General features: G+C 66.0%; 21 protein-coding genes. 13 read left to right on the top strand and 8 right to left on the bottom strand.

The window, feature by feature from the left end:
* Nucleotides 1-33: 33 nt before the first annotated feature.
* The 4 genes from NP552_RS18950 to NP552_RS18935 are packed head-to-tail and all read left to right on the top strand — an operon-like array spanning nt 34 to nt 3,514.
* Nucleotides 34-1,248 (top strand): RtcB family protein, encoded by a 1,215-nt coding sequence (locus tag NP552_RS18950; protein WP_274097049.1) that lies wholly within the window; start codon nt 34-36, stop codon nt 1,246-1,248.
* 50 nt (nt 1,249-1,298) lie between these two features.
* A complete protein-coding gene (locus NP552_RS18945; protein ID WP_043861877.1) occupies nt 1,299-2,096 on the top strand; it encodes a nucleotidyltransferase domain-containing protein in 798 nt (265 codons plus the stop codon).
* A 28-nt stretch (nt 2,097-2,124) separates the two neighbouring features.
* Nucleotides 2,125-2,436 (top strand): hypothetical protein, encoded by a 312-nt coding sequence (locus NP552_RS18940; protein WP_043861876.1) that lies wholly within the window; start codon nt 2,125-2,127, stop codon nt 2,434-2,436.
* Between the two features lie 4 nt (nt 2,437-2,440).
* On the top strand, nt 2,441-3,514 hold the full coding sequence (locus NP552_RS18935; protein WP_274097048.1) for a DUF6708 domain-containing protein: 1,074 nt from the start codon (nt 2,441-2,443) through the stop codon (nt 3,512-3,514).
* Here the strand turns inward: NP552_RS18935 and NP552_RS18930 are convergent.
* A complete protein-coding gene (locus NP552_RS18930) occupies nt 3,444-4,349 on the bottom strand; it encodes a DMT family transporter (protein ID WP_058541909.1) in 906 nt (301 codons plus the stop codon). The two genes, NP552_RS18935 and NP552_RS18930, sit on opposite strands and share 71 nt — an antisense overlap.
* Nucleotides 4,350-4,447: 98 nt before the next feature.
* Here NP552_RS18930 and NP552_RS18925 point away from each other — a divergent pair, with 98 nt between their 5' ends.
* From NP552_RS18925 to NP552_RS18890, 8 genes are all read left to right on the top strand, one after another.
* Nucleotides 4,448-5,359, top strand: coding sequence for a LysR family transcriptional regulator (locus NP552_RS18925; protein WP_054916414.1), 912 nt, complete (start codon nt 4,448-4,450; stop codon nt 5,357-5,359).
* A 56-nt stretch (nt 5,360-5,415) separates the two neighbouring features.
* Nucleotides 5,416-6,423, top strand: coding sequence for a response regulator (locus NP552_RS18920; RefSeq protein WP_043861873.1), 1,008 nt, complete (start codon nt 5,416-5,418; stop codon nt 6,421-6,423).
* A 4-nt stretch (nt 6,424-6,427) separates the two neighbouring features.
* On the top strand, nt 6,428-7,399 hold the full coding sequence (locus NP552_RS18915) for a sensor domain-containing diguanylate cyclase (protein WP_043861872.1): 972 nt from the start codon (nt 6,428-6,430) through the stop codon (nt 7,397-7,399).
* A 97-nt stretch (nt 7,400-7,496) separates the two neighbouring features.
* Nucleotides 7,497-8,015: a sigma-70 family RNA polymerase sigma factor gene (locus NP552_RS18910; protein ID WP_043861871.1), complete on the top strand. Its 519-nt coding sequence runs from the start codon at nt 7,497-7,499 to the stop codon at nt 8,013-8,015.
* Nucleotides 8,008-9,015: a FecR family protein gene (locus NP552_RS18905; protein WP_274097047.1), complete on the top strand. Its 1,008-nt coding sequence runs from the start codon at nt 8,008-8,010 to the stop codon at nt 9,013-9,015. The genes NP552_RS18910 and NP552_RS18905 overlap by 8 nt, the downstream gene beginning before the upstream one ends.
* Before the next feature lie 118 nt (nt 9,016-9,133).
* Nucleotides 9,134-11,929, top strand: coding sequence for a TonB-dependent receptor (locus NP552_RS18900; protein WP_082405794.1), 2,796 nt, complete (start codon nt 9,134-9,136; stop codon nt 11,927-11,929).
* Between the two features lies 1 nt (nt 11,930).
* Entirely contained in the window at nt 11,931-13,031 is a 1,101-nt protein-coding gene (locus tag NP552_RS18895; protein ID WP_054916412.1) for a cytochrome-c peroxidase, read from the top strand.
* A gap of 105 nt (nt 13,032-13,136) precedes the next feature.
* Nucleotides 13,137-13,688 carry an NADAR family protein gene (locus NP552_RS18890; protein ID WP_058541907.1) on the top strand — a complete coding sequence of 184 codons (552 nt, stop codon included), beginning with the start codon at nt 13,137-13,139 and terminating at the stop codon, nt 13,686-13,688.
* 19 nt (nt 13,689-13,707) lie between these two features.
* Here NP552_RS18890 and NP552_RS18885 read toward each other — a convergent pair whose 3' ends face one another.
* Complete coding sequence (locus NP552_RS18885; RefSeq protein ID WP_274097046.1) at nt 13,708-14,604, bottom strand: LysR substrate-binding domain-containing protein; 897 nt, start codon at nt 14,602-14,604, stop codon at nt 13,708-13,710.
* A 126-nt stretch (nt 14,605-14,730) separates the two neighbouring features.
* Here NP552_RS18885 and NP552_RS18880 point away from each other — a divergent pair, with 126 nt between their 5' ends.
* Nucleotides 14,731-15,795: a D-cysteine desulfhydrase family protein gene (locus NP552_RS18880; RefSeq protein ID WP_274097045.1), complete on the top strand. Its 1,065-nt coding sequence runs from the start codon at nt 14,731-14,733 to the stop codon at nt 15,793-15,795.
* Here NP552_RS18880 and NP552_RS18875 read toward each other — a convergent pair.
* The 6 genes from NP552_RS18875 to NP552_RS18850 form a co-directional block, all read right to left on the bottom strand.
* Nucleotides 15,738-16,934 carry a flavin-containing monooxygenase gene (locus NP552_RS18875; protein WP_123753510.1) on the bottom strand — a complete coding sequence of 399 codons (1,197 nt, stop codon included), beginning with the start codon at nt 16,932-16,934 and terminating at the stop codon, nt 15,738-15,740. The two genes, NP552_RS18880 and NP552_RS18875, sit on opposite strands and share 58 nt — an antisense overlap.
* Nucleotides 16,927-17,481 (bottom strand): OsmC family protein, encoded by a 555-nt coding sequence (locus NP552_RS18870; protein WP_274097044.1) that lies wholly within the window; start codon nt 17,479-17,481, stop codon nt 16,927-16,929. The genes NP552_RS18875 and NP552_RS18870 overlap by 8 nt, the downstream gene beginning before the upstream one ends.
* Nucleotides 17,482-17,558: 77 nt before the next feature.
* Entirely contained in the window at nt 17,559-18,326 is a 768-nt protein-coding gene (locus NP552_RS18865) for an ABC transporter ATP-binding protein (protein WP_274097043.1), read from the bottom strand.
* Nucleotides 18,323-19,156 carry an ABC transporter permease gene (locus NP552_RS18860; RefSeq protein ID WP_274097042.1) on the bottom strand — a complete coding sequence of 278 codons (834 nt, stop codon included), beginning with the start codon at nt 19,154-19,156 and terminating at the stop codon, nt 18,323-18,325. Before NP552_RS18860 ends, NP552_RS18865 begins: the two co-directional genes overlap by 4 nt.
* On the bottom strand, nt 19,153-20,229 hold the full coding sequence (locus tag NP552_RS18855) for an ABC transporter substrate-binding protein (protein ID WP_052504310.1): 1,077 nt from the start codon (nt 20,227-20,229) through the stop codon (nt 19,153-19,155). The genes NP552_RS18860 and NP552_RS18855 overlap by 4 nt, the downstream gene beginning before the upstream one ends.
* Before the next feature lie 156 nt (nt 20,230-20,385).
* Nucleotides 20,386-20,964: a TetR/AcrR family transcriptional regulator gene (locus NP552_RS18850; protein WP_043863931.1), complete on the bottom strand. Its 579-nt coding sequence runs from the start codon at nt 20,962-20,964 to the stop codon at nt 20,386-20,388.
* Nucleotides 20,965-20,993: the final 29 nt, after the last annotated feature.

Genomic DNA, 20,993 nt, shown 5'->3' with positions numbered 1-20,993 from the left:
CTTCGGGCCTGGCGGGCTACAAGGACAATTGAGATGAAACACATGAACATCCTCGAAGTGGCCAACGGCAAACCGATCAAGCTCTGGACCCAGGGCGTGCCGGTGGACGAGGACGCACGCCAGCAACTGATGAACACCGCGCGCCTGCCGTTCATCTTCAAGCACCTGGCCGTGATGCCCGATGTGCACGTGGGCAAGGGCTCGACCATTGGCAGCGTGATCCCTACCCTGGGCGCGATCATCCCGGCGGCGGTGGGCGTGGACATCGGCTGCGGCATGATCGCGGCGCGCACCTCGCTGATGGCGGCCGACCTGCCCGACAACCTGCAAGGGCTGCGCAGCGCCATCGAGAAGGCAGTGCCCCACGGCAAGACCTTCGGCCGGCGCGATCAGGGCGCGTGGAACCACGTACCGACCGTCGCCGATCAGGCGTGGTCGGCCCTGGCCGGGCGTTTCAAGGCGATCACCGACAAGTACCCGCAACTGCAGAAGACCAACAATCGCCAGCACCTGGGCACCCTGGGCGGCGGCAACCACTTCATCGAGGTGTGCCTGGATGAGGCCGACCGCGTGTGGTTCATGCTGCATAGCGGCTCGCGGGGCGTGGGCAATGCCATCGGCAACCTGTTCATCGAGCTGGCCAAGGCCGACATGCGCCAGCACATCGCCAACCTGCCGGACAAGGAACTGGCGTACTTCGAGGAAGGCAGCCGCCATTTCGACGACTACGTCCAGGCGGTGGAGTGGGCCCAGGACTTTGCCCGGCAGAACCGTGCGCTGATGATGCACGCGGTGATCGAGGCAACGCGCCAGGTCATCCGCAAGCCGTTCGAGGCCAACCTGCAGGGGGTCAACTGCCACCACAACTACGTGCAGAAAGAGCAGCACTTCGGCCAGGAGATCCTGGTGACGCGCAAGGGCGCGGTGTCGGCGCAGAAGGGCCAGTTGGGGATCATTCCAGGCTCGATGGGCGCCAAGAGTTTCATCGTTCGCGGCCTGGGCAACGAGGAATCGTTCTGCTCCTGCAGCCACGGTGCCGGGCGGGTCATGAGCCGTACCCGGGCCAAACAGGCCTTCACCCTTGAGGACCAGGTGCGCGCCACCGCGCATGTGGAGTGCCGCAAGGACAAGGACGTGATCGACGAGATCCCGATGGCCTACAAGGACATCGATGCGGTGATGGCGGCGCAGCGCGAGCTGGTGGAAGTGGTGCACACGTTGCGTCAGGTGGTGTGTGTGAAAGGCTGACGGCCTCTTCGCCGGCCGTGCCGGCGAAGGGGTACAACGAGGATTCGAACATGAACATGGAAGACCGTCACCCCCTGCCCAGTGCGATGCGCAGCTGGGTACTCGAAGAACTGCAACGCATCGAGCGCGAGCATGACGTGCGCGTGCTCTACGCCTGCGAATCCGGCAGCCGCGCCTGGGGTTTTGCCTCCACCGACAGCGACTTCGACGTGCGCTTCATCTACGTGCACCGCCAGGACTGGTACCTGCGCATCGACGAGCCACGCGACGTGATCGAGCGCCCGCTCACCGACGAACTCGACATCAGTGGCTGGGAGCTGCGCAAGACCCTGCGCCTGCTGCGCAATGCCAACCCGACCCTGCTCGAATGGCTCGACTCGCCGCTGGTGTACCGCGCCGAGCCGGGGGCGCTGCAAGCCTTGCGCGGCCTGGCCAGACAGTTCCATTCGCCGCAGGCGGCGTTTCACCACTACCTGTCGATGGCTACCAAGAACTTTCGCATCTACCTGCAGGGCGAAGAGGTGCGCCTGAAGAAGTACCTCTACGTATTGCGCCCGTTGCTGGCGGTGCGCTGGATCGAACAGGGCCTGGGCATGCCGCCCACCGCGTTCGCCCAACTGGTGGAGGCGACCCTGCACGACCCGCTGCTGCTGGCCGACCTGGACGAGCTGCTTCGCGTCAAACGCATCGCCAGCGAAGCCGATTACGGGCCTCGCCGCGTACTGCTGCACCAGTTCATCGAGAGCGAGCTGGCACGAGGGGGAGCCGCCCCGGCACTGCCCAGGCCCCACGGCGATGTAAAACTGCTCGACGACTATTTGCGTGATACTGTGCGCCGTTTTTCATAGGAGCCTGTATGAACAAGGATGTCGACGCATGCTGAACCTGCGGCTGGCGCAACGCTGGGAGCGCCTGGGCAATCGCGATACCGAGGTGGGCCTGATGCTGCTGTTCGCCCTGCTGGCCGCGCTGTTTGCCTGGGGCGCCTATGTCATGGCCTATCCGGAGCATGGCTGTGTGCGCATGGGCAAGGGCAACAGCGGCCCCCTGGAGTGCAACCCGCGCCAGCTGCTCAACAATGCTGTCGGGCTGCTGTTGATCGGTGTCTGCTGCGCAAGCCCCATCTTCTACATCCTGTGGCACTGGATCAAAGACATGGCGCGGCCATTGACGCTGGAAGAGGAATAGCTCGATGACCGACAGCAAATACGAACGCCTGCCCCACGCCGGTGACTTCGAGCGGGTGGCCGGCACCGAGATCGTCTACCTCTCGCCCCTGCCGATCCCCACCGGCATGCCGGCCTACAGCAGCCGCAACCTGCACCGCGAATCCAACGAGGTGTACCTGGACTTTGCCATCGGCCAGGGCAACTTCGAGTTCATGGCGCGCTGCGGCATCGCCTCGGTGATGGGCGTGGTTACCTGTTTCATGCTCACTGCCTTGCTCGGCTCCTGGGCACGCCGCCATGTGGAGCCGTTCTGGAGCACCTTCTCCGACTTCATGGCCAACGGGTTCATCTGGGGCTTCATCGCCTGCCTGTCGTTGCTGTATGCGGGGATGTTCTTGCGGGTGATGCGCGAGGTGACGATTCACCCGCCGATACGCTTCAACCGCCAGCGCCGCGAGGTGGCGTTCGTGCCCACTCGGGGCGCGGCGCCGATCTTCGTGCCGTGGGAGTCGGTGATCGCCTGCGTCAGCGCGGGGCGCACCGTCACCGAGTACGCCGTGCTGCCCGCCTTCAACCTGATGTTCTGCCTGCGTCAGGCCGACACCGGCAATGTGCTGTGGATCAACGTGCCCAGCGGCCACCTGGGCGCGGCGATTGCCGAATGGGAAGCGATCCGGGTGTACATGGAAGAGGGCCCGGCGAGCCTGCCGCCAGCGCCCGATGAAGAGTTCGAGGAGGGCACCGTGGCGTTCTTCCACATGGCCCGCCAGGGCTATCGCGACAACTTCCCGTGGTGGCAGCACTGGTTTGGCTTTCTGTTTGTGCAGGCCTTCGGCGGCTGGACCTTGCCGTGCCATATCTCGCACTGGGTCAACAACCGGCCCAAGGCGGGCATACCTCCTGAGGTGAAGGCGTGGTCGACGCCGCTGCCGGCTGAACAGCATGCCAGGCCCAGCGCCGAACTGCTGGCGCAGAGCGAAGAGGTGCGCAGTACCTTGCGTCGTGGCCAGACCCTGCTCGACTACTTCAATGTGAAGTTTGGCGACCCGGCTGAACCGGCAGCCGAGGCGGCCTCAGGTTCAGCGCCAGCACGCTGATCAGCACCAACGGCCCGCCCAGCATCACCGATGCCGAGGGCCGCTCGCCCAGCAGCGCTGCGGCGATCAGCATGGCGAAGGCGGGTATCAGGTACAGCGCCAGGGTCACCCGGGTGACCTCGCAGTGGCGCAGTACCCAGGCCCAGGCCAGGTAGGCCAGCGCGCTGGGGAATACCCCCAGCACCAGCACCGCAGTGTTGGCCTGGGGCGGTGCGTGGCCCAGGTCGTCGAGCAGCCCCGGCAGGTACACCATCAGCAATGCAGTGCCCGACCATACGGTGTAGCAGGTGATGGTCAGCGCGTCGTAGCGGTGGCCGTGGTGTTTCTGCAGGGCGAAATAGATGCTCCACGACAATGCCGCCACCAGAATCAGCAACCCGTGCGGGTCGAACTGACCGAGCCCGCGATCGCCGGCCACCACGATCACCGCGCCGGCCATGCCCAGCAGCAGGCAGCCCCAATGCCAGGCCCCGGCCACCTGCTTGAACACCCAGTGCGCGATCAGCAGGCTGAACAGCGGCGTGGACTGCGCCAGCACACTGGCCGCCCCGGCGCTGACCCCACGCTGGCCGTAGTTGATGGCCACATGGTGCAGGCTGACCGCGAACAGGCCAAGCAACAGCAGGGTGGGCACGTCCCTGAGCCGGGGCAGGGCGATGCCGCGCAGCAGCGCGATGACCGCCATGAACAGCGACGCCACGATAAAGCGCGCCAGCGCCAGATGCGTGGGCGCATAGCCCTGCAAGCCCAGGCGGATGCCGGTGGGCGAGTAGGCCCAGCACAGCAGCACGAAGAGTACGGCGCAGGCAATTTTCAGTGAGCTGGGGCGGGTCATGGGGTGGGCTTCCGAAGGGCGGGTGCGCTCAGTATCGGAACGCCTACTGCTCACTACAATCGACTTATACTGAGCCAATCGTTCACTTTGGGTGATGTATGGAGCTGATGCAGATCCGCATGTTCAAGACCGTCCACGACACCGGCAGCATTGCCCGTGCGGCCGAGGTGCTGCACTACGTGCCGTCCAACATCACGGCGCGGATCAAGGCGCTGGAGGCCGAGCTGGGCGTGCCGTTGTTCCATCGCCGCGGGCGCGGGCTGGTGATCAGTCCGGCGGGGGAAACCTTCTTGCCCTATGCCACGCAGATGCTGGCCCTGGCCGAGGCCTCCAGGCAGGCGCTGGCGCCGTCCGCCAAACCATCCGGACGCTTGCGCATCGGCGCCATCGAGTCCTCGGCCAGCGGGCGTCTGCCGCGGTTTCTGGCGCAGTACCATGCGCGCTATCCCGAGGTGACGCTGGAGCTGAGCACCGGCACCTGGTCGCAGATGCTCGACGATGTGCTCAACCACCGCCTCGATGGTGCGATCGTGGCGGTGGATGTCGAGCGCCCGCACCTGCGCCGCACCCTGATGTACCAGGAAGACCTGCTGCTGATCGGCGCACCGTCACTGGGGCCGCTGCGCAGCGCCGCGGACCTGGTGGGCAAGGCCGTGTTCATGTGGCCTGAAGGCTGTCCGTATCGGGCGGCACTGGAGCACTGGCTGCAGGCCCAGGGGCACAAGCTGCCCATCGTGGGCATCGGCAGCTACGGTGCGATAGTCAGCTGCGTCAGCGCCGGCACCGGGGTGTCGCTGGTGCCGCGCGGCATCTACGAGCAGTACCGCCAGGGCGCAGGGTGGATCGGGCACGAGTTCGCCGACCTGAAGGCGGTCGACAACCTGTTCTACTGGCACGAGGGGGCGGGGCGACATCCGGCGCGGGAGGCATTCGTGCAGATGCTGCGCGATGGCCTGGCAGGGAATGTGCAAGTGGATTCGCTCAGCACCGCTGACGCCGCGGGTACGTAGAACCTGGCGTCGGATCATGGCATGATGCCATTACTTTTTATATTGATATTCACTCGATGAGCGCCCCGTCTGTGTCAACGATGTCCTTGCTGGTGTGCGATGACTCCATGGTGGCCCGCAAGCAGGTCCTGCGCGCGCTGCCCGCCAACTGGCCGGTAACGGTTACCGAGGCCAGCGACGGGCGCCAGGCCATGGACGCCATACGCCGCGGCCTGGGCCAGGTGGTGCTGCTGGACCTGACCATGCCCACCATGGATGGCTACCAGGTGCTGGCTGCGCTGCGTGACGAAGGCCTGAGCCCCAAGGTCATCGTGATCTCGGGCGATGTGCAGGAAGAGGCCGTGCGCCGGGTGCTGGACCTGGGCGCGCTGGCGTTTCTGAAAAAACCCTTCGACCAGGACGAGCTGCGCCGCCTGCTGGCCCAGCTGGGGCTGTTGGGTGAGCGCTCGGCGACACCGCTGGCCGGCGCGGCGACTGCCGTCATCGGCTTTCGCGAGGTGTTCAGCGAAACGGTCAACGTCGCCATCGGCCGCGCCGCGGCCCTGATCGCCAAGGTGCTGGGCGTGTTCGTGCAGTTGCCGGTGCCCAGCGTCAACCTCTTCGAGGTGGGCGAGTTGCACATGGCGCTGGCCGACGCGGGCAGCAGCCAGCGGCTCACGGCAATCTGCCAGGGCTTCATCGGCAGCGGCATCGCCGGCGAGGCCCTGCTGATGTTCCACGATTCGGAAATCGCCGACATGGCCAAGCTGATGCGCCACCAGAGCATCGAGTATTCCGACATGGAGCTGTTGCTGGACTTCTCCAGCGTATTGATCGGTGCGTGCCTGAGCAGCATTGCCGAGCAGATCGACGTGGTGTTCTCCCAGGGCCACCCGCAGATCCTCGGGCAGCACGGCACCATCGACGAGCTTATCCAGGTCAACGGCCAACGCTGGCAGAAAACCCTGGCGGTCGAGATCAGCTACAGCCTGGAAGGGCACGATATCCGTTTCGACCTGCTGTTGCTGTTCACCGAAGACTCCATCGAGCGCTTGACCCATAAACTTGCCTACCTGATGAACTGAGCCCATGCGCGATCCTATCGACCTGAAGGAATTTCACTGGCTGCTGAGCATCGTGCAGAGCATCGATGTGGGCGTGGTGGTGCTCGACCGCGAACATCGGGTGCAGGTGTGGAACACCTTCATGGAAAACCGCTCGGGGGTGCAGCCCAGGGATGCCTACAACCAGTGCTTCTTCAGCCTGTTCCCCGAGGTCGACCGGCAATGGTTCAGCCACAAGGTGGACAGCGTCGCGACCCTGGGCACCCCGGCTTTCACCATCTGGGAGCAGCGCCCGTACCTGGTGCGGTTCAAGAACTACCAGCCGATCACCGGCCAGGTGGATTTCATGTACCAGAACACCACGCTGCTGCCGTTGCGCTCCACCGACAGCGAGATCCGCCAGATCTGCCTGGTGATCTACGACGTGACCGATGTGGCCACCAACCGCCACCAGTTGCAGGCCGCCAACGCGCAGTTGCAGAAGCTGTCCAGCACCGATTGCCTGACCGGCCTGTACAACCGCGGGCATTGGGAGGAGTGCCTGCAACTGGCGCATGCGCGCAATCAGCGCTATGGCAATGCCACCAGCCTGGTGATGTTCGACATCGACCATTTCAAGCGAGTCAACGACACCTATGGTCACCCGGCGGGCGATGCCGTCATTCGCCAGGTGGCCAGGGTGGTTCGCGAGCAGATCCGCGACAGCGACGTGGCCGGCCGTTACGGTGGCGAAGAGTTCGGCGTGGTGCTGACGGACACCGACAAGGCCGGCGCGCTGATCTTTGCCGAGCGCCTGCGCAAGGCGGTCGAACGCCTGAGCGTCAGCCATGAGGGGCAGGACATCCGTTTCACCATCAGCCTGGGCGTGGCCGATCTGAGCCAGCCCTCCAGCAGCCACGCCGAACTGATTGCCTGGGCCGACCATGCGCTGTACCTGTCCAAGCACGGCGGGCGCAACCGGGTGACAGTGCATGAACCCGCGGTGGTGGCGGGCTAGCTCACCTCAAGGCGCAGGAGCAGGCCTGATATTTCAGTTGATAATCATTCGCAATTGAATGCAGAATAGCGGCCCTCCCAACCCGCTCCTGCCTTCAATGGTCGTCGCCGTGTCCTGCCCCAGCGATAAACTCCAGTTGTACCTTTCCCACCGTGCTGCGCTGGTCGACTATTCGGCACCCATCGTCGGCTGCCGTGCGCAGGCCGAGGACGTGGTGCAGGAGGCCTGGCTGCGTTTCTGCGGGCAGGCCGACGCCGGTGCGCAGTTGGGCAATCCGGTGGGGTACCTGTACCGCATCGTGCGCAACCTGTCGTTCGACCTGCTACGCCGCACGACCCTGGAAAACCGCCAGCCCGATGGCGGCGAACGGCTCGATGAGCTGCCGTCGAGCGCACCGTCGCCGGAGCACCAGGCCCTGCACCGCGATCAGTTGCGTGTGCTGCAGGACGCCCTGGCGCTGCTGCCGGAGCGGGCGCGGCAGGCCTTTCACATGCACCGCTTGCAGCACATGACTTTTCAGGAAATTGCCGCCCGCTTGAATATTTCGACTAGTCTGGCGCACCAACTGGTGCGTGACGCACTGACCCACTGTGCGGAGCATCTGGCCGATGACTGATACCACCCCGTCTTGCCGAACGCCCGGCTCGCTGAAGGACGACCCGGTGTGGCAGGCCGCCATGGACTGGCTGCTGCAATGCAATGTCGAACCGGACAACGTGCTGCTGCACCAGGCCCATGCGCGCTGGCTGGCCGCTGACGAACGCCATGCGGCGGCCTGGCGCAAGGTGCAAAAGGTCTGGATGCTGAGCGCCGGCATCGACCCGCTGGAGCCACCAACGGCGCACCAGGTGCCCGCCGCACCGCGCATGGCAGCCCGCCGGCGCAGTTGGCCACGCCGGGCGCTGGCGGCGAGCGCGCTGGCGGCCTGCGTGCTGTTGCTGGTGGGGCGTGCGCCGCCGGCCGACTACAGCAGCACGGCGGGCGAGCACCGGCAGGTGCGCCTGAGCGACGGCAGCCACATCGAACTGGGCAGCGACAGCGCCATCCGCGTGGCGTTCGAGCCGGGTGCGCGTGCGGTCACGCTGCTCAAGGGCCAGGCATTCTTCGAGGTCAGCCATGACGCCGCGCGGCCCTTCACGGTGCAGGCCGAAGACGTGAAGGTGACCGTCACCGGCACGGCGTTCGATGTGGACCTGAGCCGCAGCGCGGTGTCGGTAGCAGTGCAGAGCGGCTCGGTGCAGGTGCGTGACAGGCGCGGCGAACTGGCAGCGCCGGCGCTGGGCGCGGGCGACAGTCTGCGCGTGGGGCTGAACCAGGGCCCGGCGCAGCGCAGCCGGGTGCAGCTGGAGCAGGTTGCGGCATGGCGCCAATGGCAGTTGCTGGTCAACGACCGTCCATTGGCCGAAGTCATCGAACAACTGCGTGCGTATTACCCCGGCGTGTTGCTGCTGCAGGACCGTGCCCTGGGCCAGCGGCGCATCACCGCGTCGCTGAACCTGCGGTCGCCAGGTAGCGCGCTGCAACTGGCCATCGCCCCGCTGGGCGGGCAGCTGACGCAATGGGGGCCGTACATCACGGTCATCCGTGAGCGCGCTTCGCCGCCTGGAAAAAAATAAATTCACGAAGTTCTGGAAATTCCCCATCGCCGTTCGTTTATTGCCCCGCTGAGTTAATCGTACAGATTCTCATTTACAGGCGCGTATCGTTCGCGCCGCACGGGGAGTTCACCAGAGCATGTCCATTCGCACCCAAGAGTCGTTGCAGGGTCGTCGGCGCAGTGCGCGCCTGCTGTTGCTGTCAGTGGGGCTGGCAGTGTCGTTGCCGGTGCTGGCCGATGACGAGCCGGCGCGCCACAGCATCGATATCGCGCGCCAGCCGCTGGGCTCTGCGCTGATGGCGCTGGGGCAGCAGACCGGCCTGCAGATCAGTGTCGAAAGCCAGTTGCTGGGCAACCTCAGTGCCCCGCCGGTGCGTGGCGAGCTGAGCGCCGATCAGGCGCTGGCGATCCTGCTCAAGGGCAGCGACCTGGAATGGGTGCATATCGGCGACGACGCGCTGCTGCTGCAACGGGTGGTGCGTCCGCGTGCCGACCAGATCCAGCTGGAAAACACCAAGGTCCGCGAACGGGCGCTGCTGCCACAGGGTGAAACCCATATCGATCGCGAGCTTATCGAGGCAATGCCGGCCGGCAACGGCGACATCACCAGCCTGCTGCGCAGCCACCCCAACGTTCAGTTCGACGACAACCAGCTCAGCAGCAAGACACCCGGAGAAATCGCCCCGGCCAACATCAGCATCAACGGCGCGGCGTTCTACCAGAACGCCTTCCTGGTCGACGGCATCAACATGAACAACGACATCGACCCGGCCGAAGACCGCGTGCAGTTGCTGGACAGGGTGCCGGGGCGCAGCCAGGGCCTGGCGCTGGACACCGACCTGCTGGAGAACATCACGGTTCTGGACAGCAACGTGCCGGCCGCCTATGGCGGCTTCAACGGTGGGGTGATCGACGCCCAGACCCGCGCCCCGACCAAGGCCCTGCACGGCAAGTTCTCGGTACAGACCACGCGCTCGGCCTGGACCAAATACCACATCGACGAGACGGAAGAGCAGCGCATGGAGAACTCCGGCTCGCCCGACGAGCAGCCCGAGTTCGACAAGGTCATCGTGCGCGGTACCTTGCAAGGCCACCTGACCGACACCTTCGGCCTGATCGGCAACTTCAGCCAGAAGCGCTCGACCATTCCGCTGAGCCTCTACTCCTACAACAACGTCGAAGAGATGGGCTATCACAAGGAGAAGCAGGAGCGGCGCATCGACAACTACTTCCTCAAGTCGGTGTGGCAGGCCAGCGACCGGCTCACCGTCGAGACCAGCGTGACCCACGCGCCCGAGGAGAGCCATTACTTCCGGGCCAACGTCGCCAACTCCGGCTATGACAACAAGGTTGGCGGTACCCAGTTGAACCTGCGCACCGTGTGGGACGGCGACCTGGCCCGCGTCGAACAGACCCTGGCCTGGAGCCGCCAGGAACAGAGCCGCACCTCGGACTCGGCCGACTACTGGACCTGGCGCAAGTCGACCACCAAGGACTGGGGCATCGGCAGCAAGACCACCGCCAACACCCTGGAGGGGGGCTGGGGCGATATCGAACAGCAGCAGCGCACCTGGCAGTACAAGCTCAATGCCGACTGGCGCAGCTTCGACTGGCTGGGCGCCATTCACCGCCCGCAGACCGGCCTGGAGTTCTCCCGCCAGTACGTACGCTACGAGCGCCTCACCGACAGCAGTACCTATGTGGCCCCGGCCGCCACCAACAGCTGTACCAACAGCGCGGGGGTGACCGATACCGTTGCCTGCAACATGGGCGAGACCGTCAGTGGCTGGGCCGGCCAGTACATGAAGAGCCGCACCCGCTATGCCCCCGGCGAATTCGATTTCACCACCACCACCTGGGGCAGCTGGGTGCAGGACGAGATCACCCTGGGCAAGCTGACCCTGCGCCCCGGCGTGCGCGTGGACAGTGACGACTACATGGACAAGACCACCTGGGCACCGCGCTTCTCCCTGGAGTACGACGTGTTCGGTGACCGCACCACCTTGCTCAGTGCCGGTGCCAACCGCTACTACGGCCGCAGCGTCACCAGCTGGCAGTTGCAGGACGGGCGCAACCGCCTGCGCTTCAACGAAACCCGCGCGAGCCTCGACAAACCCTGGGTGACCAAGTCCAACGGCAGCAACCAGACGCTGTTCAATCAGCTCGACATCCCCTATGACGACGAGCTGATGCTGGGCGTGGTGCAGCAGTGGGCCGGCATCGAGTACGGCCTCAAGTACGTCAACCGCAAGGGCCGTGACCAGGTGGTACAGGTGTCCGGGCGCACCCTGGGGCAGCCGTCCACCGACCCTGACCTGGCCAGCAACTACACCACCTACACCAACGACGGCAAGAGCGAGACCGACACCTACACCCTGACCGTGACGCCGATGCAGCGCTGGACGCTGCTGGGCACGCAGACCGGCGGCCAGCTGGCACTGAACTGGACCGACAGCAAGGCTTCCTCGCCCAGCTACGTGCAGGCCGACGACACCTACTACCAGAATGACGTGATCCAGTACCAGGGCAGCTTCATCAACTACCAGGACCGCCCGGCGACCAACTACAACCGACCGTGGACGGCGCGCCTGACCACCATCACCGACATCCCCCAGGCCAACCTGCAGTGGAGCAACTTCTGGCGCTACCGGGCCGGCTACAAGCGCATCGGCGACACCGGGCGCAACGTCGATTACAGGGGCACCTCGGTGGATGTGTGGGAAGAGCAGAAATTCGACGCGGCGCTGACCTGGGACACGCGTCTGGGCTGGCGTATCCCCACCGCACGGGACCAGGCCATCTTCGTCAACGTCGACGTGTTCAACGTGCTCGACAAGAAGTCGGTCAATGCCAACGCCACGGTCAACAGCAATTCGGTGTCGACCTATGAAGTGGGTCGCCAGTACTGGCTGGAAGTGGGGTACACCTTCTGAGATGCGCCTGTTCCTGATTGGCATCGCACTCATGCTGGCCAGCCCGGCCCTGTGGGCGCAGCACCACGCACCCCTGTGTGCATCGGCTGATGCGGCCTGCCTGCGCGAGGCCTACAGCCGCCCGCCGGCACACTGGCCGGCGCCGCAGGTGGACGCCGGCGTGGCCTGGCAGGAGCTGGGGCCACTGCCCGAGCGTGCACCCTCGCCTGCGCACAACCCCTACACCGAACAGAAGGCAGCGCTGGGGCGCACGCTGTTCTTCGACCCGCGCCTGTCGCGGTCGGGGCAGATCGCCTGTGCCTCGTGCCACGAGCCGGACCTGGCGTTCGCCGATGGGCGCCGGGTGTCGTTCGGGCATGGGCGTGCGCCAGGCCGGCGCAATGCGCCGAGCGTGGTCACCAGTGGCCTGGCCCCACAGCTGTTCTGGGATGGCCGCGCCGACAGCCTGGAAACCCAGGCGCTGATGCCGGTCGTCGATCCGGCGGAAATGGCCTTCAGCGTCGACGAACTGGTGGCCCGGTTGCGTGCCAGCGCCGATTACCCGGCACTGTTTGCCGTGGCGTTTCCCGGGCAGGCGCTGGGTGCCGAGCAGATTGCCGCAGCCCTGGCGACCTATCAGCGCGATCTGTTGCGGGTCGCGCAGCGCACGCCGTTCGAGCGCTTCCTGCGCGGCCGCACTGCTGCGCTGAGTGACCAGCAGCTACATGGGCTGCACCTGTTTCGCACCAAGGCGCGCTGCATGAACTGCCACTTCGGGCCGGGAATGAGCGACCAGCGTTTTCACAATGCCGGCCTGACGTTCTACGGGCGCAGCCGCGAGGACCTGGGTCGCCATGAAGTCACCGGCCTGGCCGCGGACGTGGGGCGTTTTCGCACCCCTTCGCTGCGCCTGGTGAGCCGCACCGGCCCGTGGTTCCACAACGGTTTCGCCAGCAGCCTCGATCAGGTGCTGGCGTTCTACAACGTGGGCATGCCGAGGCCGGTGCCGAAGCCTGGGCAGCAGGGCGATCCGCTGTTTCCTGTCACCTCCGCACAGTTCGAGGCGCTGGGGCTGGACCGGGTGGAGTTGAAGGCGTTGAAGGCATTTCTGGAGGCGCTGTGAGCGGGTGCTGCATTACGCGGTAGTATCACCGTCCTGGCCGGCAGGCACCGTTCGGTGCTGCGGCCGGATGACCGTTGCAATGGTGTTATTGGAGAGGCAATCAGCGTGAACGATTCACAGATGCTCGAGGACCTGGTGTCCCGCTACCTGGCCGGCGAAAGGCCCGAGTTCGTATTCTTCTGGGGCCATCAGGTGAGCCGCAAGGGTGTCACCGCCTCGTGTTTCAGCCAGTGGTACGTGGCGCCGTTCGAGGTGGGCGGGCAGTCGTACCAGTCGGCCGAGCACTACATGATGGCCGAGAAGGCGGCGCTGTTTGGTGATGAACAGACGCGGGCACGGATCATCGAGGCGACCGATCCCAATGCGGCCAAGGCACTCGGACGCCAGGTGCGTGGGTTCGACGAGGCGCGGTGGGCACAGGAGCGTTTCGCGATCGTGGTGCGGGCCAACCAGGCCAAGTTTTCCCAGAACGCGGAACTGGGGGCCTTCCTGCAGGGCACCGGCACGCGGGTGATCGTGGAGGCCAGCCCGGTGGACCGGGTGTGGGGGATCGGCCTGGCGCAGGATGACCAGAACGCCCACCGGCCGGACCGCTGGCGCGGCCTGAACCTGCTGGGCTTCGCGCTGATGCAGGTGCGCGACGCGGCGCAGGCCTGACGGCCCGCCGGCCCTGCGATCAGGGCTGACTCGGCAAGCCGAGCCGCGCCTGGATGAACGCGACGAAGGCAGTGAGCTTGGGCAGTGACTTCTTCGAGCGTGGATACACCATCTGCACCGGTTTGTGGGCCGGTACATACGCCCCCAGAATGCTCACCAGCTCCTTGTTCGCCAGCGCGGCGGCCACCAGAAAGTCCGGCTGCATCAGGATCCCGCTGCCAGCAATGGCGGCCTGCAGCAGTACCTGGCCATCGTTGCTGCGAAGCACCGCCTGCTCGGGCCAGAACACCTCCTTGCCAGCCTGCTTGAGTGGCCAGGCAAAGCGGTTGTTCCAGGAGGTGTGGGTGAGGATTCGGTGGGCGTGGAGCGCCTCCGGTGTTTTCGGCTCGCCGGCCTTCTCGAGGTATTTCGGGGCGGCGCAGATCACCATCTGATAGGGCGGCAGGGGCTGCGAGACCAGGTTGGCGTCAACCAGCTCGGCGATCCTGAAGCCCAGGTCGAATGCACTCTCGTAGAGGTCCACCACCTCGTTGCTCAGGATCAGCTCGACCTGAACCTGCGGGTAGCGCTGCATGAACTCGGTCACCAGCGGGCCGACCAGCGATATCCCCAGTGTCATCGGCGCGGTCACCCGCAGCAGGCCACTGGGTGCGTCGCTGGAGGCTTCTACCCGGTTGTAGGCGTAGGCGACCTGCTCCAGGGCGGTCCTGGCCTCGGCATAGAAGATGCGGCCTTCGCCAGTTATGGTCTGCCGGCGTGTGGTGCGTTGAACCAGCCGGGTGTTCAGGGTTTTCTCAAGGCTCTGGACATGCCGCCCCACCATCACCGCCGACATCCCCAGCGCGGCAGCCGCCCCGGCAAAGCTGCCGGCTTCGACCACGGCAACAAATACTTCCATCTGCCTGAGCTTGCTCATCGAGTGATCCGAGAGGAGATGATTGCTAACGTTGAGTGATCCAATTGCTAACCTGGCGTGCGTTTATTGCGCTTTAGTTTATCCCTATAGTCCGTGGCATTGAACCAGAGCACGAGGGGTCATCTCATGCGACATGTACTGAGCCAGGCGCTGGGCGCATTCGAGCGCGCCGATCTGCTGCAGGGCGCCACCGGCATACAACGCGCCGAGCGTATCGAGCACCATCTGGGCCTGCCGGCCATGGGTGTCGGCCTGTACCTCAAGCGCGATGACCACATGCTTGTCGGCGGTGGCGGCAACAAGCTGCGCAAACTGGAGTTCCACCTGGGCGAGGCGCTGAAGAACGGCGTCGACACCCTGATCACCGTGGGCGGCATCCAGTCCAACCACGCCCGGTTGACGGCCGCCGTGTGCGCCCGGCTGGGGCTTGAATGCGAACTGATCCTCAGCCGTGCGGTGCCCAGGGCCGATCGCGATTACGAGCTCAATGGCAATGTGCTGCTCGACCAGCTGTTCGGGGCCAGGGTGCAGGTGCTGGACAGGGGCGCCGATGCACTGGCAGCGGCCGAGGCGCGCGCGCAGCAGTTGCGTGCGGCAGGTCGCAAGGTGCTGGTCATTCCCACCGGCGGTTCCACGCCGCTTGGCAGCCTGGGCTACGCCCGTTGCGCCGAAGAGATCGTGCAGCAGGAAACCGCGATGGGCGTGCGATTCGACGAGGTCGTGGTTCCCAATGGCAGCGCCGGCACCCATGCCGGGCTTGCGGCGGGGTTCGAGGTACTGGGGCGGGGTGCGGCGAGCGTCAGGTCCTGGTCGGTGCTGGCCGACCAGCAGACCGCGGCGGCCACGACCCTGCAGTTGACTCGCCAGGCGCTGGCCTTGCTGGGCCATGCTGCAAGCCTCGATGCGAGTGCGATCAACATCGATGGCAGCCAGTTGGGCGAAGGCTACGGGCTGCCGACCCAGGCCATGCTCGAAGCGGTGCGCCTGATGGCGCGCTGCGAAGGTGTGCTGGTGGACCCGGTGTACTCGGGCAAGGCCTTCGCCGGGCTGCTGGCCGACCTGCGACAGGGCCGCTATCGCCGCGGCGAAAACGTGCTGTTCATCATGACCGGTGGCACCCCGGGGCTTTACGCCTACAGGGAAACCTTCGCCGAGCCGGTGCAAGGCGCCAGTTGCGTGGCGTCGAGATAGCCCTTGACCGCCCTTGCCACGCCAGGCGCCTGCAGGCCGATTTCGCGCAGTTGCCCGCTCAAGGGGTTGCGGTAACCGATGAAGAACAGGCCCCGCGCAACGCTCGACTGGCCGTCGTCATCCACGGTCGGCTTGCCGTCTGCCGTGAGCGCCTCGGGGTACTGGATCAGCGCCTCCAGGCCGGTGGTGTAGCCGGTGCCCGCAACGATCACGTCCATGCGCAGCGTGCAGCGCTCGGTGCGGTCGATGCCGGTGTGGGCCACGGCGCCTTGCTCGTTCAGTTCCAGCAGCGGGCCGACCACCTTGATGCGGCGCTGTTTCAGGTCGTCGATCACCGGCATGAACAGCGTCGGCGTGACACTGCCCAGCCCGGACACGCCCTGTGCCGGTGGTGGCAGGCCGTAGGCCGACAGGTCGCCGACCCAGCGCCGCGACAACCAGCTCAGCACCGCGTCGCTCGCGTGGGGTGGCAGCCGACGGATCAGCGTACCCAGTGCCGCCAGCGGCACGCCGAACAGGCTCTTGGGCAGAAAGTGCGGCGCGCGCCGCACCGACAGCGTGACCGACGCGGCATGGGGCACCAGGCGGCTGGCTATCTCGCAGGACGAATTGCCGCTGCCGACCACCACCACGTGCTTGCCGGCGTAGGCACGTGCATTGCCGAAGTGCGCGGCATGCACGATCTGCCCGGCAAAGCGCTGTGCCCCCGGCCACTGCGGGATCGACGGTACGCACGAGGTACCGGTGGCGACCACCAGCGCCGGTGCGCGCCACTCGCGGCCATCACGGCAGCGCACCTGCCACATCGATTGCGCCTGAAGGTAGCCGACCGATTCCACGTCGCACCCGGTCAGCACCTCGAAGCCGCCCCGGGCCGGCAGTGACGCCAGCACCAGGGCCAGGTCATCGCGGCTCGGCCAGCGGCCTGCCGCCCATGGAAAGCGCCCGCCCGGCAACCCGGAAAACCAGCGCCCGGTGTTCAGGCGCAGGCCGTCATAGTGGTTGCGCCACACGTCGCCCACGGCCTGCGTGCGCTCCAGCACCAGCGGGCGCAGGCCGGCGCGTACCAGCTCGTAGGCGCAGGACAGCCCCGCCGGCCCGCCACCCACCACCAGCACCCTGTGCGCGTTGTCAGCCATGGGTGGCGCCGCCGGTGTGTTGCACCTCCACCGTCAGGGGCACGGGACGCATGATGGTGTCGGGGATCGGCGCGGTCGGCAGCAGCTTGGCCAGCAATGCGTCCACGTGCTCGGGTGATTCTTCGGTATCGATCGACACCTGCACCTGGATGCTTTCAAAGCCCGGGTTGCCGCTGGTCACGCCAAATGCGGCGCGGAAATCCACGCGGCCGCTCACGTCCAGCACCAGGCTGTTGACCTTGACTCCGGATGCCGACAGGCCGCCGATGTAGGTGGCCGCCAGGCAGTTGCCGATACCCGCCAGCAACAGTTCCTGGGGCGTGGCGCCCAGGCCGGCGCCACCGTAGGCGCAGGGCTCGTCGCCGTGCAGCACGGCACCGGACTTGACCTTGGTGAGGGTCTGGTAGCCCTCGGTCCACTGCACACTGGTGTGGTAGAGCGGGCGTGCGATGTCACCCTCGCCATCGGCCCGGATGCGTTCGCGAACTGCTCGGCCGGCGTTGGCCTGGAGGCCGTTGATGGTGACGCGGTGGGTGGTTTCACTCATGGTCTGTGCTCTTCAAGGGGCGGCATGGCGGTCGAATGACCGTGTGCCAATCAGTTAATCGGGAGGTCCCGTGTCGACTAGAAATGCTCGGCCAGCCGGGTTTCGTGGGTCAGAAACGCGTCCAGCCGTTCTTGCAGGTCAAGCAGTTGCGCCGAGCGCACCTGGCGCGGGCGCGGCAGGTCGATTTCCAGGATCTGGGCGATGCGGCCGTGGGGCGTGCTGGCCATCAGCACGATACGGTCGGCCAGCAGCAGCGCCTCCTGCAGGTCGTGGGTCACCATCAGCACCGTGGCGCCGCTGGTGTTCCAGGCGCGCAGCAACTGGCCCTGCATCAGGCGCCGGGTCTGTGCGTCCAGTGCCGAAAACGGCTCGTCGAGCAGCAGCAGGCGTGGCTCCAGGGCCAGTGCCCTGGCCAGGGCGATGCGCTGGCACATGCCGCCAGACAATGCCGCCGGCCGGTGCCGGGCGAATTCGGCCAGGCCCACGTCGGCAAGCAACTGCTCGGCGCGCCGGGTGGCCGCTTCACGGTCCAGCCCGCGGTTGAGCAGGGCGATGGCAATGTTTTCCACCGCACTCATCCACGGGAACAGGTTGTTCTGCTGGAAGATCAGCGCACTGTCGGGCTGGTTGCCGCTCACTGCCTGGCCGTCGTACAGCAGCTGCCCGGTGCTGGGTTGCTGCAGGCCCGCGGCGATGTTGAGCAGGGTGCTCTTGCCGCACCCGCTGCGCCCCAGCAGCACGGTGAAACTGGCGGCCTTGATATCCAGGTCACCCACCTCGACCCGTGTGCCGCCTTCGAACTGCTTGCTCAGGCCACGAAAACTCAGCGTGGCGCCCCGGCTCATGACGCCCACCCGGTCAGGCGGCGTCCGAGCAACAGCATCAGGCGATCCACCACGAAACCCACGACACCAATGGTCATCACACCCACCATCACCAACGGCATGTTGTACATCTGCTGGGCCATGATGATCATGTAGCCCAACCCGGAATTGATTCCCGCCATCTCCCCGGCCAGCACCGCCATCCACGCGCCGAAGAACGCCATGCGCAGGCTGGTCATCGCGCTGGGGGCGATTGCCGGCAGTCGCACGCGCAGCCAGATCTGCTGGCGCGTGCACCTCAGGTTGCGGGCGATGTTCAGGTACTGCGGGTCGATGGCATCCAGCGCGGCGACCAGCGACAGCGTCATGGTGCCCAGCACGGCCAGGAACACCACGAACACCGCGGCCTGTCCGCCGATGCCGATCACCGCGATGGTGAAGGGGACCCAGGCCACCGGTGAGATCGGCGCCAGGGTCTGCACCAGCGGCAGGATCAGGCGGCGTAGCAGCTTCACCTCGGTGGTGATCACCGCCAGCAGCAGCGCCACCAGGCTGCCAGCCAGCAACCCGCCGCTGACCCGCAGCAGGGTCACCAGCAGGGCCTCCAGCAAGCCGCTGCGCTGCTGCCCGAAACCCACCACCGCTTCACCGGAAAACGCATACGGCAGGGTCACGCTAGGCGGCGGGAGCACGCGGCCATCCAGCCAGCCAGACTGCACCGCCAGCTCCCATGCGCCGATCAGCAATGCCCACGCCAGCAGGAACCACAGCGTGTCGCGCAGCGCGTCCAGATAACGCGGGGCACGGCGCACGTCGGGCTGCCGGCTCAGGGTCAGAACGGCCTGGTTCATCCCGTCACCTGGGCAGCAGGTTGATGGCGCAGGTCGAGAACCGCATCGATCGGGTTGTCGGTGAAGTAGCCCAGTTCGACCAGGTAGCCGGCGCCGCGCTTGAGGCCGGCCACGCCTACCGGGCTGATGACCGGGTTGGGCGCCTGGCGTGCCAGGGCCACCTTGAGCACCTCGTTGGATACCCCGTAGATCGGCTGCAATTGCTGGATGGCGTTGTCGAAGTCGGCTTTCATCGCAGTGGCCGATGCCTGCAGCAGTTCCAGGTAGCGTTTGAGCAGCGGCCCCTGTTCCTGGCTGGTGCGCACCTGCGTGGTGATCACGCAGTCGGCGGCCTCCGGGCCCCACACCGCGTTGGAGTCGCTCAGGTAGCGTGCGCCGGTGGTGCTGACCACGTTCTGGGCATAGGGCTGTGCCAGGGTGCACACGTCGAGGCGGCCGTTGGCGATGGCTTCGCCCATCCCGGCCATGCTCGGGAAGAAGGTCATCTGATAGTCGTTGTAGGATTTGCCGTGGCGCGCCATCGAGCCGTAGCCCACCAGTTCCAGGGTATCCAGACGCAGGGTGCCGACGCGCAGCCCGCTGCCTGCGGCGGCGATGAATTCATCCAGGCTGGCCACCGAGCCGTTGCGCGCCACCAGTTCGATGCCGCCTTGCCCCGAGCCACCGATGATGCGCAGCTCCTGGGTGCCCTTGGCGTAGGCGGCTGCGGTCATGGTCCAGGGCCCGTGCATCAGTTCCAGGCGACCTGCCAACAAGGCCTGCAGGGCATCGCTTGGGCTGTTGAATTGCGTCAGCTCCACCTGCAGGCCGGCCGCCGCAAAATCACCGCGCAGCTTTGCCAGCAGCAGGTGCGACACGCAGCCGGCGGGCATGTGCCCCACACGCAGCAGCGGCCCGCCGGTGGCAGCTTCGACCTTGCTGGCCGCTGCCAGCAGCGCGGTGCCGGCGGCGCTCAGCGCCAGCATGCCGCAGCCACAGGCGCACATGAACGAGCGGCGGCTCAGGTTGGACTGGAGTGCGGGCGTCGCTTGCGCGCCACTGGTGGAGAACAATCGCTGGAAAAAATCTCTCATCACACGCATCCCAAAACAGGTAGACCGATCGTTCTCGGCAGGCGCGTGAAGTATGTGAGATCTGCGATATAAGCAGAACTAATATTTTAAGCTTAGCTTATGCCCCATTAGCATATAGGCGCCGAGGCCTGCACCGGCAGCGGTGCAGGGGGCGGGCTAGGCGGCTTTCGCTTCGCGCAGCAGGGTCAGCAGGATCGAGCGCGCAACCTGTGCGCTTCTGGCGTTGCGCGAAACCATCGCGGTGGCGATGGCACCGTCGATCAGCAGCGAGATCTGCTGCGCGACCCAGGCCGGTTCCGGCAGCCCGCAGGCCGCGGCCAGTTGCTCGATGCGGTCATGCACCCGATCGAAGTGCGCCTGGGCCAGGTCACGTACCCAGCTGGAAGACTTGTCGTGTTCGGCGACGGCGTTGGTGAACAGGCAGCCGAAGAAGCGCCCGCTGGCGAACCATTCCTCGAGCAGGTCGAACAGAAAGATCAGGCGTTGCTCCGGGTCGTCGGTACGCTGAGGCAGTGCCTGGTCAAACCAGCCAAACCACATCGCTGCCTCGCGATCGAACACGGCACGCAGCAGGTTCTCCTTGGAGCCATAGGTCTCGTACAGCGTGCGCCGCGCGACCTTGGCATCGCTGAGCAGGCGCGAAACGCCCGTTGCATGAATGCCTTCACGGCAGAACAGCCGTCGCGCGCTTTCCAGCAGGCGCTCGGCGGCAACGGTCGGGGGTGTGCTTTCCATCAAAATCGGTTCCGGCTGAATCAGTTTGG

Origin of the sequence: Pseudomonas sp. 8209 (assembly GCF_028682105.1) — a bacterium.
GTDB classification, from domain to species: domain Bacteria; phylum Pseudomonadota; class Gammaproteobacteria; order Pseudomonadales; family Pseudomonadaceae; genus Aquipseudomonas; species Aquipseudomonas palmensis.
The sequence above is the reverse complement of the archived record's forward strand: the minus strand, read 5'-3'. Positions and strand labels throughout refer to the sequence as shown.